Origin of the sequence: Geodermatophilus saharensis (assembly GCF_900188205.1) — a bacterium.
GTDB lineage: Bacteria > Actinomycetota > Actinomycetes > Mycobacteriales > Geodermatophilaceae > Geodermatophilus > Geodermatophilus saharensis.
The window spans coordinates 592,496-606,240 of record NZ_FZOH01000002.1 but is presented as its reverse complement, the minus strand read 5'-3'; the positions used below and the strand labels follow the sequence as shown (position 1 = coordinate 606,240).

Here is a 13,745-nt window from a genome sequence, read left to right as displayed (position 1 = left end):
TCCGGGCACTGCGCGCCGGTCATCCGGATCCGGCGCCCTGATCGAGGAGACGACGCGTGCGCCGCAGCACCGCCGTCGCCGGGGCTCTCGCCGCCGGCGCCACCATCCTGTTCACCGGTCCGGCCGCCCAGGCCGCCGCGACCGATGTCCTCCACGTGCCGGACGAGTTCGTCCCCGCACTCAGCGACACCCGCGCCACGGGCCACTACGACGTGGTCGGCACCGGCCTGCGCGTCTGGACGACGCCGAACACCGCTCCCGCCGGCTCACCGGGCACGGACAAGGTCGCCGAGTACGTGGCCACCGACGTCCCGCTCGCCGACGTGGGGGAGCCGAGCCTCGACTACACGGCCACCTCGGGCACCATCCCGCCCGGCTTCCAGCTCCGGATCGACTTCGACTCCGACGGCGACTTGGACGGCATCCTCATCGGCGAGCCGGCCTCCTACGGTGACGACTGGTGGCTGAACAACGCCGCCGCACAGTTCGTCAAGGACGGCGCCCCCGAGAAGGTCAGCTCGGGGTCCGGGGGCCCCAACCACGGCACGCTCGACCAGTGGCGGGACGCCTTCCCGAACGCCGATGTCCGGGCGTTCGGCTTCTCGCTGGGATCCGGGGTCCAGGGCGACGGGGTCATCGAGTCGATCGAGTTCGCCGGGACGACCTACACCTTCGCCGAGCACGTGCGCCTGACCGGCAAGCAGCAGTGCAAGGACGGCGGCTGGGCCTCCAGCACCGACCCGGTCTTCCGCAACCAGGGGCAGTGCGTGGCCCACTTCGCCAAGGCCGCCGAGCGCTGACCTGCTCACGGACAGGGGCCCGTCACCCGGGATCGGGTGGCGGGTCCCTCGCCGTCCCGGCTCCACACTGCTGGGGTGGACGGCGTGCTGATCCGGCCGGCGGAGCCGGGGGACGCGGCGGGCGTCGCGTCGGTGCACGCGCGGGCCGGCCGGGCGGCCTGGTCGTCGTTCCTCGGGGACGTCCTGGCCGAGCCCGACGTCCCGCTGTGGCAGGAGCGGGTGACCGCACCGGGGTTCCTGGTGGCCGAACGCGACGGCGTCGTCGTCGGGTTCGGGCGGGCCGACGTCACCACCGGTGAGGTGGCCCTGCTCTACGTGGACCCCGCCGGGCAGGGGAGGGGGACCGGGCGGGCGCTGCTCGGCGCCGTCGTCGACCTGCTGCGCCGGGCGGGGTGGCAGCGCGCCCGGCTGCGCACCGAGGAACGCAACACCGGGCCGCGGTGCTTCTACGAGCGGGCCGGCTGGTGTCCGACGGGTGAGGTCCTCGAGCGCGAGTGGGCCGGGCGCCGCCTGCGCGAGGTCTGGTACGCCGCGGACCTGACGGAGTGAGCGCCCGGCCGACCCCGGCCTCCGGACAACGGCGGAGGCCCCACCCCGCACGAGGGGTGGGGGCCTCCGTCCCGTCGCGGATCAGGGAGTGGCGGGCGCCGGTCCGGCCGGGATGCAGACGGTGGCCTCCGGAGTGGCTTCCGGGGTGGCCGCGGGGTCGGTGGCCGGCTGCTCGGGTGCCGTCGTCGCCGGGTCCGTCACCGCGGGGTCCTCGCACGCCGGGTCGGTGGGCGTGGGGGCCGGTGTGTCGGTCGGCTCCGCCGGGGCGGGGGCCTCGGTGGGTGCCGGCGAATCCGCGGGCGTCTCCGTGGGCGCGGGCGCGGGCGTCTCCACAGGCGCGGGCGTCTCCACAGGCGCGGGCGCTTCGGAGGTCGGAGTCGGGGTCTCGGTCGGCTCCGTCGGCGCCGGCGTCTCGGTGGGTGCCGGAGCCTCGGTGGGCGTCTCCGTCGGCGTCGGGGTCTCGCTGGGCGTGGGGCTCGGCGTCTCGGCGGGGGTCTCGGTGGGCGTCGGCGTCTCGGTGGGCGTCTCCGTCGGTGCGGGGGTCTCGGTGGGCGTCGGTGTCTCGGTGGGCGTCGGTGTCTCGGTGGGGGCCGCGGCCGGGGCGGTGCTCGGGGCCGTGGAGGCCGGCGTGGTCGGCGTCGGGGTCCCGGTCGGCGTCGGGGTCCCGGTCGGCGTCGGGGTCCCGGTCGGCGTCGGGGTCCCGGTCGGCGCCGGGGTGCCGGTAAGCGCCGGCGTGGCACTCGCGGTCCCCGCCGGGGCAGGCGCGGGCGTGACGCCGGGAGCGGTCGAGGGGGCGGGGGCCGTGCTGCTCGACGGGGCGGCGGCCGTGGGGCTGCTCGACGGCGCGGCCTGGGTCCCCGCGGAGGCGCCCTCGTCGAGGTAGCGGTCGAGGTCGCGGGCCAGGGGTGGAAACGGGTCCTCGGGCGTCAGGGCCGTCCAGTCGACGACGGGCTCCAGCGGCGGCGCCGGTGCCCACCCGTTCTCGAAGCCCGGGGCGAGCACACCGATGCTCGGCAGGGCGAGCGGGCCGGCGTCGGAGGCCGGATCGGACGCCGACGCGTCGACGTCACCGGTCGAGGAGGGGTGCCCTCCGGTGGCGCCGGCGACGGGTGCCCCCGATGCCGCGGTCAGCGCTGCCGCGACCCCCAGCGCGCAGGCGCTCGCACCCACGGCCGGGATGAACCGGGCCGAGCGGATGCCGCGTCGTGACCTGTCCACTGCTCTCCCCCCTGAGCCACCGGACGACGTGGACGCCCATCGTGACCCGGACGGTTCCGGTCGTCTACGGGAGTCCGCGCGTCGCGGTCGACCGGCCGCGTGTCGCGAGGCCACCCGAACGCGCGGGTCGTCACTGCCCGTGCGCGCCGCTGTCCGGAGCGCGGCAGGTGGTCGGGCCGGCCGTGGTGTGCCGGTCAGAAGGGCGGCAGGTCGAGGTCGGTCCCGAAGCGCGGGGGATGGCTGTGCCGCACCTCTCCGCCGGGTGCCGTCACCTCGAGCGCGCCGTCGTCGCCGACGTCGAACCGCCAGCCGGGCGCCTGGTGCTCGAGCCGGTGGTGGTGCTCGCAGAGGCAGCACAGGTTGGTGTGGGCGGTGGGGCCCTCGGGCCACGGGCGGCAGTGGTCGAGGTCGCAGGTGCGTGCACGGGCGCGGCACCCCGGGAACCGGCAGCGCCGGTCGCGGAGCCGGACGAACCGGTCGAGGTCGGTGCCCGGGGTGTACCGGTCGCTCCCGGCGGGTGGGCCGAGGGCGGCCCCGCGGCGGAGGCCGGCGGCGTCGGTGAGGGCGACCAGGCTGCCGCGGAGCATGTCGACGACCGCGACGTTCGGGCGGTGGGCCAGCCCGGTGCCGCGGATCGTGTGCGTGCCGAGCAGCGCGCCCAGGTCGAGCAGGCCGCGCAGGTCCCCGTCGGTCCAGGTCCCGTCCAGGACGGCCTGCCGGGCACCCGACGACGCCCGGGCGGCGGCGAGCGCCATCCACTCGGCCAGCGGGCGGTCGGTGACCGGTGTCGGTGGGTCCGGTGGGCCGTCCGGCGGCACCCCGGTCGCGGCAGGCGGCCGGTCCGTCACCTGCCGGATGCCGTCGGCGGATCGGATGTCGCCGAGCCGGACGCCGTCGCCAGGGCGGGTTCGGCGTCGGGCGGGTCGTCGACCGCCGGCGTGGGCCGGGGGAGCAGCCCGAACGTGTACGCCAGCTCGCGGACCAGCTCGGCCGGCACCACGTGACCGTCGACCTGTCCGGGTTCGGTGCCCCCGAGCACGGTCTCCAGGGTCGCCACCAGCGTCAGGGCGATGCTCACCGGCGGCAGTCCGTTCTCGCCGGGCCGGAGCACCAGGTCCTGCAGGACGTCGGCCATCCGCTGCTGCTTGGTGCGCTCGTCGCCGTCGACGCGGGCCTGTTCGGCGTGGGCCTCGAGCGCCCGGTGGATCGCTGCGCACGCGGGCAGCGGCAGGTCGATCACGATGCTGCCGGTGCCGTCGCGGCGGTCGTGCGGGCGCACGCCCCGGTCGCGGATCGCGGCGACGAGCTTCCGACCGGCGGCCTCGGCGTCCTTGCGCAGGACGACGCGGCGCGCGCAGTCCCCCAGCTGCGGTGGGGTCTTGTCGCCCAGCAGGCCGAGCACGTGGGCCTCGATGTCGGCGCGCAGGGCGTCGTCGCGGACCGGCCCGACCACGGCGACCATCTGCCGGGCGTGTGCCGGGGTGAGTGCGCCGCGGGACAGCAGCGCCAGGGTGGCGGGGAGTCGCTCGACGAGCGTGACGGCTCGTCGAGCTGCACCGACGCGGCCCGGGTGGTGATGCGGAGGGCCAGGGCGGCCTCGTCGACCGCCCACTCGCTGACCTCGGTCAGGGCAGCCGGGCGGGCGGCGCGCGTGCCGGCGGACATGGCTCCCCGTTCACCGGGCTGCCGGTCCAGCAACGCCGATGGCCGGCAGCGGGCGAAGTCGGCGAGGGCGGAGGCGGACACCGCGGCCAGCCGTGCCGCCTGCCTCGACGCCGTGGTGGCCCGCGCCAGGGCCTCGGCCCCCGACGCCAGCAGGCGGTCGAGCTCGGCCGCCCCGGCGCCCACCGTGGTCGTGCGACGGTGCGGGCCGGACTCGATCAGCCACTCCCGCCCCGACCGGAGCTCGGGATGGAGCAGATCGGCACGACGCGGCGCCGGTACACCAAGGCGCCCAGGGCGTGTTCGATCCCGCCGGGAGCCAGCCTGTCGGGATCGAACACGTGTTCGATCCTAACCGGCGGAGGTGACGCTGACCAGCGGAGATGCAGCCTGCGGAAGACGGAGCGTCCTCCACGCGACCGGTGCAGCGCGCGTCCGTGACCGAGGTCGGGGACGCTCGTGTCGCGGCACCTGTGCCTCTCGTGCCGCGGTGGACCGCCTCGTGGTCGGCGCGGGCACGAGGGGCTGGAGCGGCCCGGGCAGGGGTCGGGGGTGCCGGGTGGCGCCTCGACGTGGACCGCCGCGCCCACCGGTGCGGCGAGCGCGGCGGCAGCCGTCGTCGAGCAGGACGGTTCAGACCGGCACGGCCTCCCGGGTGACGGGTGCCGGCGCCACCGGCTGCGAGCGGCGGGCTCGGGCGGCGGCCAGACCGATCAGGGCCAGGCCGGCCAGGCACCACACGGTGAGGGTGAGCGCCGCCGGGCCGGCCCCGGCGCCGTCGAACCAGGAGGTGACGCGCAGCAGCGTCCCGGTCGCCCCCGGCGGCAGCCACTGGCCCACGGTGCCCCACGCGCCGGGCAGCAGGTCGGGTGCGCCGGACAGCCCGGACAGCGGGTTGCCGAGCAGCACCGTGGTCGCCGCACCCAGCGCCAGCCCCGGCGTGCCGAGCAGTTCGTGCAGGCCCAGCAGCACCAGTGCGGTCGCCGCGATGCCGAACGCCACCACGGCCGACGTCGTCCACCACGACCCCTCGACCGACCCCAGCCAGCTGCCCAGGACGGTGGCGGTCACCGTGCCGCCGGCCACCGCCGCGGCGAGCGCCGTGGCCACCCGCCGCCCCCGTCCGCGGACCAGCCGCGACGTGAGCCCGGCGGTGACGATCCCGCCCAGGGCGAGCGGCAGGGCGGCCGCGGCCAGGCCGGCACCGCGCGGGTCCGCCTCCGGCGCGGGGACGACGTCCTCGACCGGCACCGGCGCCCCGGTGGCCGCGCCGAGACCGGCCGCCACCTGCCGCAGGGAGTTCGCGACGGTGGGGGAGGCGGCCGAGGCGACCAGCAGGCGCGGCCCGCCGGTGTCGACGACGACGGCGCCGTGGACCTCGCGCTCCTCGATCGCCGCGCGGGCCGCGGCCTCGTCGCCCACCGGCCGGACGTCGAAGGCGCCCGGCGCGGCGGAGCCGAGGGCGGTGGTCACCTGCTCGACGGCGGCCGGCGGCCCCGCGACGGCGAGCGGGAGATCGTGCGGCGCCGACCGGACGGCGGGCCACGCGAACGCGGTCAGGACGACGGTGAGCAGGACGGCGACCGCGGCGACGGCCGCGAGGGCGGCTCCGCGGGGGCGCCGGACCGGGGATGTGGCAGAGGTGGGCATGGCAACCGCTCCTGTCGAACGAATGACCGTTCGCTTACGCCGACGAGTGTGGCCCCGACACGGCCCGGCGTCAAGAACGGTCGTTCGATTTACCATGGCGCCGTGCCCCGCGTCCCCGAGTCCCACCTCGCCGCCCGCCGCGACCAGATCCTGGACGCGGCCACCGCCCGCTTCGCGGCCAACGGCTTCCAGGCCACCGGCATGGCCGACGTCATCGCCGCGTCCGGGCTGTCGGCCGGCGCGGTCTACCGCTACTTCCGCAGCAAGGACGAGCTCATCGCGGCGATCGTCGAGCGGGTCGTCGGGGAGGCGGCCGGCCGCTTCGAGGTGCTGCTGCACGACGACGTCCCCGACCCGGCGACGGCGGTGGCCACGGCGGTGCAGATGGTCGCCGACGTGGCCGCGCGCGGGCCGGTCGACCTCACGCGGGTCGCCGTCCAGGCCTGGGGGGAGTCGCTGCGCAACCCCCCGGTGCACGCCGCCGTCGAGCGCGCCTACCGCACCATGCGGGGGTTCTTCGTCGAGGTCGCCCGGAGGAACCAGGCGGCCGGCCGGCTGCCCGCCGACGCCGACCCGGTGCACCTGGGCGCGACGATGCTCTCCTCGGTCATCGGCTTCCTCGTGCAGCGGCTGCTGCTCGGCGACGTCGACCCCGCCGCCTACGGCCGGGCGGTGCAGGTGGCCTGGGGCGGCGCCCCGGTCCCGGGCGCCTGAGACCCGGTCAGCCGCGGTTGCGGCGGGCGATCTCCCCGCTGAGGACCGTGGCGAACGCCGTCCAGGCCGCGTAGGGCAGCAGCGCCCGGCCGGCGGTGCGGTCGAGCCGGGCGGTGCGCCGGGCGAGGTCGGCGGTCGACGCCGCCAGCGCCGCGGCCTCCACGGTCGCCAGCGGCGGCCGGTGCGCGCGGAAGAACGCCCACGACCAGCCCGCGTTGAGCACCAGGTTGGTCGCGAAGGCGCGGGCGTAGGCGGGGTCCGCCGGGGCGGCGAGCCGCAGGCCGCGCCCGCCGGCGAACGCCAGCAGCGCGTAGAGCCCGGTCCACACGATCCCGAACACCGGTCCGGGCGGCTGCCAGCGGGGCTTGTCGAGGCGGCGGTACCAGGTCGAGTCGACGTCGGTCGCGGCCGTGCCCGCCAGGGCGGTCGCGACGACGGCGGCCGAGGAGGTCAGCGTGGGACGTCGCACCGGTCCAGCCTGCGCCGTCCCCGGGCGGTGCGCGCGGCGCCGGCTCAGGGCCGCCAGCGGTGCAGGCCGGTGAGCCGCCGCACGGCGGCCGCCGTCGCCCGGTAGGGGAGCCGTCCCAGGACCGCGGCGAGGCGGGCGTCCGGGCCGACCGTCACCCGGAACGGCGGGCGGCCGGCGGCCAGCGCGCAGGCCACGGCGCGGCCGACCTCCCGCGGGTCGCGGGAACGCGGCAGGTGCTCCTCCTCCACGAAGCGCTCGACCGTGGCCAGCAGGCCGGCGTAGGGGCTGTCCGGCGGGGTGACGCGCGGGGTGGTCGACCAGATGGCGGTGTCGTAGTTGCCCGGCTCGACCAGGACGACCCGGACGCCGAAGGGCTCCACCTCGTAGGCCAGGGACTCCGCCCAGCCCTCGAGCGCCCACTTCGACGCGCAGTACAGCGACAGGCCGGGGTTGCCGTAGCGCGCCGAGTCGCTGGAGACGAACAGCAGCCGCCCGGAGCGCTGCGCACGCATCACCGGCAGGACCAGCTTGGTCAGCCGCATCGCGCCGAGCAGGTTGGTGTCGAGGACCCGCTGCCACTCGCCCTCGTCGGTGTCCTCGAAGGCGCCGCCGGAGGCCGTGCCGGCGTTGCTGACGAGCGCGTCGAGCCGGCCGCCGGTGAGCTCCAGCGTCTCCTCCACCGCCCGCTTGGCCGAGTCGGGGTCGGTGACGTCGAGCGCGACGACGTCGAGCGGGTCGAGGCCGGCCTCCCGTGCGCGGGCGTCGAGCGCCGCGCGCCGCTGCGGGTCGCGCATCGAGGCGACGACCTGCCAGCCGCGGGCGGCCAGCTCGACGGCGGTCTCGAGGCCGAGGCCCGAGGAGCTGCCGGTGACGAGGACGGAGGGGCGCTGCGGCTTCACCCCCCTCCCATCGGCGGGCCGGGACCCGGACCGGACGTCCTGGCGGGTCCGGGCGCCGACCCGCCGGGCCGGCGGTTGTCGCGCGCGCCGCCGGGGCGCAGCCTTGCGGCATGGCACGCAGCGGGAGCTCCGCCGGCACCGTCGTCCGGTGGGACGACGGCACCGGCGGCGTCATCGAGGTGACCGACCCGCCGGAGGAGTGCTGGGCCGACACCGCCGTCGTGGTCGGCGGCCCGCTCCGGGCCGGGCAGGTCGTCACCGTGGACTGGACCGAGCCGGGCGACCACGGGCGGCCGCTGCGGGCGGTGCGGGTCCGGCGGCGCGACGACATGGGGGCCACGCCCGGCGGCTGACCGGGGCCGGCGCCGTCACCGGGGCCCCCGGCTCTGCCTACTCCGGGCCGCCTCGAGCAGGACCCGGGCGCGGGCCGGCTCGCGACGACGGACGGGACCTCCCGTCGTCGGCGGCGTCGGAACGGCACCACCATCGGCCCGGGGCCACCGCACGCCGCTGCGGCAGGTCCCCGACCAGCGGGACGTGCAGCACGCGGCCGGGGACCTCCGGCCCTACGGAGCCGGCCGCGCCCGCGCGGAGGCTCTCCGGATGAGGACCCCGACGCTGCCCGCGGCGGCCCCCGCACGGACCTGGCCCGCGGGCACCGGTGCCGGCTGGGACGGTCCCGGGCCGTGGACCCTGCCGGCGGCGGAGGTCGTCGCGCGCACCGGTGCCGACCCGGTGTCGGGTCTCCCCGAGGGGGAGGCCGCGGCCCGGCTGGCCGCCGACGGGCCGAACGAGGTGGCCACCGAGCCGCCGGTGTCCCTGCTGCGCTCGGTCCTCGCCCAGCCGCGCGACACGCTGATCCTCGTCCTGCTCGCCGCCGCGGTGCTCACCGCGGCCACCGGGGACCTCGTCGACACGGCGGTCATCGGTCTGGTGGTCGTCGTCAACACCACGCTCGGAGTGGTCCAGGAGCGGCGCGCGCTGCGGGCGGTGGCGGCACTGTCCCGGCTCGTGGCGCCGTCGGCCCGGGTGCTCCGCGGCGGGCGCGACACCTGGGTGCCCACGCGCGACCTCGTCCGCGGCGACGTCCTGCGGCTGACCGCCGGTGACGTCGTCGGCGCCGATGCGCGGCTGCTGCGCAGCACCCGCCTGCAGGTCGACGAGTCCCCGCTGACCGGCGAGTCGCTGCCGGTGGACCGGACCGCGGACTCCGTCTCGCCCGCCGACGCCCCACCGGCCGACCGGTCGGGCATGGTGCACGCCGGCACCACCGTCGTCCGCGGCACCGGCGAGGCCGTGGTCGTCGCCACGGGCGCGGCGAGCGCGGTCGGGCGGGTGGCCGCGCTGGTGCAGCGGCGGTCACCGCTGACGCCCCTGCAGCGCCGGCTGTCCCGGCTGGGGCGGCAGATCTCGCTGGCGGTGGCCGTGGCCTGCCTGCTGTTCGTGGCCTCGGGGCTGCTGCGCGGTCAGCCCTGGGAGACCACGGTCGTCGCCGGCGTCGCCGGCGTCGCCCTCACCGTGGCCGCGAGCTGCCTGCTGGTCGCCGTCGTCGCCCGCGCCCAGGGCGGCCCCTGGCAGACCCAGCTGTTCGTCGCCCTGACCGCCGGTCAGCCGGCCGTCGCGCTGGCGATGCGGCCGGCCGGGGCCTGGCGCGCCGGACGCTGGCTGCCGGTCGCCGCGCTGGGCAGCGCGGCCCTGCTGGCGGCGGCCGTGTACGCGGCACCGCTGCAGGACCTGCTGGGTACCGAGGCGCTGGGCGTGGCCGAGCTGGCCACCGCTCTCGTCGCCGCGCTCCCGCCGGCCCTCGGACCCCTGCTCCTGCGGGGACGGCGGCGGGGACGGGCCACCTGACGTCGATCCCGGGACCTCGATCCCGGGACCTCGGCCCCTCCGGACCGGGCCCTCGGGCCGTCCCGCGCGGTGGTGCCGCAGCCCCAGCATGGGTGCACCGTCCGCAGCGCGGCGGCGACAGCCGGCCCGCCGGCTGCGGTGGCTGCCGTGCGCCGCCGCCGAGCGGCCCGGACGGCCGGACGTCACCACGACGGTCGAACCGACCGGGAGGACCGCACCATGACGACTCCCCGGGGACGACGGTCCCTGCGCTGCCTGCTCGGGATCCACGACTGGGTCCGCCGACACCCACCGGACGAGCGCTACGAGGGCCCGGATCGCCGGGTGTGCCGCCGCTGTGGTCGGCAGACCGGGCCGTGGGACGTCCCGCCGGGCGCCGTCGGGGTCCCGGGTGGCGGGGGCGTGGCCTGAGCCCGCGGCCCGCGCCAGGGGCTCGCCGGCCGGGGCCTTCCGACCCTGCCCGTCGCCGGCGACCGGTGGGGAGGCTGGACCGGTTCACGAGGAGGGGTGGCATGGGCCGACGGGTGGCGCGACGGGCAGGGCGCGGGACGGTCCTGGATCCCGTGGCGGTGCGTGCGCTCGCCACGGGCGCGGTGGCGCTCGGGTCGATGGCCGTGGGGGCCCTGGCGGTGGGGTCGCTGGCGGTGGGGTCGCTGGCGCTGGGGCGGCTGGCGGTGGGCCGGGCGGACCTGCGCACCGTGCGGGTGGGACGCCTGGAGGTCGGGGAGCTCGTCGTCGGCCGGGTCTCGGGCCCGCGACCCGGCGGGTCCTCCCCGGACACGCGGGAGGGCCCCCGGTAGGCCCGCCCACGCGGTGGGCGGTCGTCCGACCCCTGGCGGCCGCCCGGCTCAGCCCATCCGGCCGCTCAGCAGGCAGGTCGCACCGGCGACGTGGGCGTCGACCTCCACGAGACGGCGGCGGACCTCGGTCACCACCTCGTGGTGCGCGGCGGGCAGGGCGAGCAGCACGGGCCGGGCACGCCGGAACGCCGGCTCGGAGAACAGCTCGGTGACCAGCGCGGCCGCCGTCCGGGCCGGCAGCGGCCGGGATGCGCGCACCTCGACGCGCACGGCGTCCTCGTCGTCGCGGAGGACCGCCTCGGCGACGCCGCCGTCGGCCGAGCGCGCGGCGACGGACCCCTGCCCGTGGACCACCTGCCAGGCCGTCGACCGGGCGTCGGCAGTGGCGTGACCGACCGGGAGGGGGGAACGGACGTCGTCCATGCCGTGACGGTGCCGCCCGCCGGCCGGCGGCGGTGAGGGCCGGACGTCCTCCGTCGCCGGGCCGGAGGTCGCGGCGGGCTCCCGCGCGGGACGTGCGTGGGTGGCACGTCCGGGGGAGGGCCGGTCTCGCCGCCGGTGGCGACCTGCGACCGGGGGCCCCGGAGCACGACGGCGACCCTGCGACGCGGCGCGGACGCCGCCTGCGGAGCCGCTCAGCGGCGGCGGCCCCAGCGGAACCAGGCGAGGGGACCGATCCAGTTGACGGCGATGACCGCCGCCCAGGCGGCCTTGCGGCCGTGGACCTGGTCGGGGCGGCGGCGGGCGAGGTCGGTCCAGGCGGCGACCGCCAGTGACAGCTGGACCGCCCCGAGGGTCAGCAGCAGTCCCTGCTGGCGCGGGCTCAGGTCGGCCCAGCGGCGCGGACGGCGGGACCGCGTCCTCGCCCGGCCGGCGGCGGGTCGGCGGGCGCTCCGGGTGGACGTCATGGCCGGGCCTCCTCTGCTGCGGGGTGCGTTCCGTCCAGGCTCCGGGGCGGACGATCGTCCGGGCAGGGCCCGAGGCACCACCGGACGGGGCCCTCCGTCCCGCTCGGGCCGCCGGGCGTCGGCAGCGGGCGGTGCGTCCCTGGCCGCGCGGGACGTTCGGCACTCCGGCCCCGCGGGAGGGGCGCGCTGGACTGGACGCTCCGACGACGGGAGGAGAGGTCATGGAGGCGCTCGTCTACCACGGTCCGGGCAAGCGGTCGTGGGAGGTCGTCCCCGATGCGCGCATCGAGGACCCCGAGGACGCCGTCGTGCGGGTCGACGGGTTCACCATCTGCGGCACCGACCTGCACATCCTCAAGGGCGACGTCCCCGAGGTGCCGCTGGGGACGATCCTCGGCCACGAGGCGGTCGGCACGGTCACGGAGGTGGGACCGGGCGTGCGCACCGTCGGCCCCGGCGACCGGGTGCTCGTCTCGTGCATCACCGCGTGCGGCCGGTGCCGCTACTGCCGGGAGGCCCGGTACGGGCAGTGCCAGGGCGCGGGCTGGATCCTCGGGCACACCACCCACGGTGTGCAGGCCGAGGCGGTGCGCGTCCCGTTCGCCGACGGCTCCGTCCACCGGCTGCCCGAGGGGGTGGCCGACGAGGCGGCGCTGATGCTGGCCGACATCCTGCCCACCTCCTACGAGGTCGGTGCGCTCAACGGCGGGGTCCGGCCGGGGGACACCGTGGTGATCGTGGGCGCCGGCCCGATCGGGCTGGCCGCCGTCATGACCACCGGCCTCTACACCCCGGAGCGGATCGTCGTCGTCGACCCGGTCGGGGCCCGGCGCGAGGCGGCCACCGCGCTCGGCGCCGACCTCGTGCTCTCGCCCGACGACGACGTCGTCGGTACCGTGCGCGCGCTGACCGGCGGGCTGGGCGCCGACGTCGGCATCGAGGCGGTCGGCATCCCGGCGACCTTCGACCTGGCCGTGGACGTGGTCCGGCCCGGTGGCCGGGTGGCCAACATCGGGGTGCACGGCAAGCCGACGACGCTGCACCTCGAGGACCTGTGGATCCGGGACGTCACCATCACCACCGGCCTGGTCGACACCCACACCACGCCGATGCTGCTGCGGATGCTGCAGGCCGGGAAGCTCGACGCCGGCCGGATCGTCACGCACCGCTTCGGCTTCGACGAGGTGGCCGCGGCCTACGACCTGTTCGCCGACCCGGTCGCCTCCGGTGCGCTGAAGGTGGCCGTCCACCGATGAGCGGGACGGTGACCGAGCGGCCGGTCGTGGACGGCCCCGGGTACGGCATGGCGGTCCAGGTCGACCTCCCGTTCGACGAGGCGCTCACGCGGACCCGGGCCGCGCTGGCCGGCCAGGGGTTCGGCGTGCTCACCGAGATCGACGTCGCGGCCACGCTGCGGGCGAAGCTGGGTGCGGAGGTGCCGCCGCAGGTGATCCTGGGGGCCTGCAACCCGCCACTGGCCCACCGGGCGCTGCTGGCCGAGCCGGACGTGGGTCTGCTGCTGCCCTGCAACGTCGTCGTCCGGGTCGACGAGCAGGGCGCCACCCGGGTGGCGGCGATGGACCCCGGCGTCATGGTCGCGCTGACCGGCCAGGCGACGCTGGCCCCCGTCGCCGCCGAGGCGCGGGACCGCCTCGCGAGCGCGCTCGGTGAGGTCGCCGACGGTGCGCCGCCGGGATGAGGTCGCCGTCGGGATCAGGCCCTCGGGCACCGCCGCGCCGGTCACCGGTCCCGGACGGGGACCGGTGACCGGTGGACGGGTCAGACCCGCGTCGTCCGTCCGCCGACGGCGGCCTGCACCGGGCCGAGCGCGATGGCCAGGCCGACGGCGGCGCTGACGGCGTGCAGCCAGTTGTCCGCGGCGTTGACGGCCAGGAAGTCCCACGTCTCCCCGATGGCGAACAGCCCGTAGACCAGGGCGGCCCCGTAGCCGACGGCGAGCGCCCAGCCGTAGGTGCGGGCGAGGGCGAGGGAGCGGGCCAGGGCGAGACCGGCGACCCCGATGGCGAGGTGGACCAGGTTGTGCAGCGGGTTGACCTCGAAGCCGAGCAGCTCGTCGCCGGTGTGGGCGGCGAAGCCGTCGAACCCGGTCACGAAGAACCCGGCGATGCCGACGATCGTGTAGACGGCACCGACGACGAGGGCGGCGACCTGCGGCCACGTCCACGTCCCGGGTGTGCTGACGGTGCGGTCTCGTGCGGACATGG

General features: G+C 77.7%; 17 protein-coding genes. 9 read left to right on the top strand and 8 right to left on the bottom strand.

All coding sequences use genetic code 11. The features are described from left to right. Positions 1-56 precede the first annotated feature (56 nt). The 3 genes from CHC04_RS07200 to CHC04_RS07190 all read left to right on the top strand — a co-directional run bounded on the left by CHC04_RS07200 (position 57) and on the right by CHC04_RS07190 (position 2,232). Positions 57-800 carry a hypothetical protein gene (locus tag CHC04_RS07200; RefSeq protein WP_089403160.1) on the top strand — a complete coding sequence of 248 codons (744 nt, stop codon included), beginning with the start codon at positions 57-59 and terminating at the stop codon, positions 798-800. A 75-nt stretch (positions 801-875) separates the two neighbouring features. After that, positions 876-1,349 carry a GNAT family N-acetyltransferase gene (locus CHC04_RS07195; protein WP_176449855.1) on the top strand — a complete coding sequence of 158 codons (474 nt, stop codon included), beginning with the start codon at positions 876-878 and terminating at the stop codon, positions 1,347-1,349. A 433-nt stretch (positions 1,350-1,782) separates the two neighbouring features. After that, positions 1,783-2,232 carry a hypothetical protein gene (locus tag CHC04_RS07190; RefSeq protein ID WP_176449854.1) on the top strand — a complete coding sequence of 150 codons (450 nt, stop codon included), beginning with the start codon at positions 1,783-1,785 and terminating at the stop codon, positions 2,230-2,232. Between the two features lie 529 nt (positions 2,233-2,761). On the opposite strand, the gene CHC04_RS07185 is transcribed toward CHC04_RS07190, so the two are convergent. The 3 genes from CHC04_RS07185 to CHC04_RS07175 form a co-directional block, all read right to left on the bottom strand. Further along, positions 2,762-3,415 (bottom strand): HNH endonuclease signature motif containing protein, encoded by a 654-nt coding sequence (locus CHC04_RS07185; RefSeq protein WP_089403158.1) that lies wholly within the window; start codon positions 3,413-3,415, stop codon positions 2,762-2,764. Further along, positions 3,412-4,179, bottom strand: a complete 768-nt coding sequence (locus tag CHC04_RS07180; RefSeq protein ID WP_089403157.1) for a DUF222 domain-containing protein — start codon at positions 4,177-4,179, stop codon at positions 3,412-3,414. Before CHC04_RS07180 ends, CHC04_RS07185 begins: the two co-directional genes overlap by 4 nt. Positions 4,180-4,862: 683 nt before the next feature. After that, on the bottom strand, positions 4,863-5,879 hold the full coding sequence (locus tag CHC04_RS07175) for a hypothetical protein (protein ID WP_089403156.1): 1,017 nt from the start codon (positions 5,877-5,879) through the stop codon (positions 4,863-4,865). Between the two features lie 102 nt (positions 5,880-5,981). Here CHC04_RS07175 and CHC04_RS23995 point away from each other — a divergent pair, with 102 nt between their 5' ends. Then, positions 5,982-6,593, top strand: coding sequence for a TetR/AcrR family transcriptional regulator (locus tag CHC04_RS23995; RefSeq protein ID WP_176449853.1), 612 nt, complete (start codon positions 5,982-5,984; stop codon positions 6,591-6,593). A gap of 7 nt (positions 6,594-6,600) precedes the next feature. On the opposite strand, the gene CHC04_RS07165 is transcribed toward CHC04_RS23995, so the two are convergent. Both CHC04_RS07165 and CHC04_RS07160 read right to left on the bottom strand, forming a co-directional pair. Further along, on the bottom strand, positions 6,601-7,062 hold the full coding sequence (locus tag CHC04_RS07165; protein ID WP_089403155.1) for a TspO/MBR family protein: 462 nt from the start codon (positions 7,060-7,062) through the stop codon (positions 6,601-6,603). 44 nt (positions 7,063-7,106) lie between these two features. Further along, positions 7,107-7,961 carry an SDR family oxidoreductase gene (locus CHC04_RS07160; protein ID WP_089403154.1) on the bottom strand — a complete coding sequence of 285 codons (855 nt, stop codon included), beginning with the start codon at positions 7,959-7,961 and terminating at the stop codon, positions 7,107-7,109. 110 nt (positions 7,962-8,071) lie between these two features. Between CHC04_RS07160 and CHC04_RS07155 the strand changes: the two genes are divergently transcribed. The 3 genes from CHC04_RS07155 (at position 8,072) to CHC04_RS07145 (ending at position 10,612) form a co-directional block, all read left to right on the top strand. Beyond that, the gene (locus tag CHC04_RS07155) at positions 8,072-8,314 is read left to right on the top strand and encodes a hypothetical protein (RefSeq protein WP_089403153.1); all 243 of its coding nucleotides are present in this window, start codon (positions 8,072-8,074) and stop codon (positions 8,312-8,314) included. 250 nt (positions 8,315-8,564) lie between these two features. Then, entirely contained in the window at positions 8,565-9,812 is a 1,248-nt protein-coding gene (locus CHC04_RS07150; RefSeq protein ID WP_141233710.1) for an HAD-IC family P-type ATPase, read from the top strand. Positions 9,813-10,381: 569 nt separating this feature from the next. Beyond that, a complete protein-coding gene (locus tag CHC04_RS07145) occupies positions 10,382-10,612 on the top strand; it encodes a hypothetical protein (RefSeq protein ID WP_176449852.1) in 231 nt (76 codons plus the stop codon). A 48-nt stretch (positions 10,613-10,660) separates the two neighbouring features. On the opposite strand, the gene CHC04_RS07140 is transcribed toward CHC04_RS07145, so the two are convergent. After that, positions 10,661-11,035, bottom strand: coding sequence for a hypothetical protein (locus CHC04_RS07140; RefSeq protein ID WP_089403150.1), 375 nt, complete (start codon positions 11,033-11,035; stop codon positions 10,661-10,663). A 212-nt stretch (positions 11,036-11,247) separates the two neighbouring features. Further along, a complete protein-coding gene (locus tag CHC04_RS07135; RefSeq protein WP_089403149.1) occupies positions 11,248-11,520 on the bottom strand; it encodes a PLD nuclease N-terminal domain-containing protein in 273 nt (90 codons plus the stop codon). A gap of 221 nt (positions 11,521-11,741) precedes the next feature. On the opposite strand from CHC04_RS07135, the gene CHC04_RS07130 reads away from it, so the two are divergent. Beyond that, positions 11,742-12,776 carry an alcohol dehydrogenase catalytic domain-containing protein gene (locus CHC04_RS07130; RefSeq protein WP_089403148.1) on the top strand — a complete coding sequence of 345 codons (1,035 nt, stop codon included), beginning with the start codon at positions 11,742-11,744 and terminating at the stop codon, positions 12,774-12,776. Beyond that, positions 12,773-13,219: a DUF302 domain-containing protein gene (locus CHC04_RS07125; RefSeq protein ID WP_176449851.1), complete on the top strand. Its 447-nt coding sequence runs from the start codon at positions 12,773-12,775 to the stop codon at positions 13,217-13,219. Before CHC04_RS07130 ends, CHC04_RS07125 begins: the two co-directional genes overlap by 4 nt. 80 nt (positions 13,220-13,299) lie before the next feature. Here CHC04_RS07125 and CHC04_RS07120 read toward each other — a convergent pair whose 3' ends face one another. Further along, positions 13,300-13,743 carry a DUF4383 domain-containing protein gene (locus CHC04_RS07120; protein WP_089403147.1) on the bottom strand — a complete coding sequence of 148 codons (444 nt, stop codon included), beginning with the start codon at positions 13,741-13,743 and terminating at the stop codon, positions 13,300-13,302. Positions 13,744-13,745 lie beyond the last annotated feature (2 nt).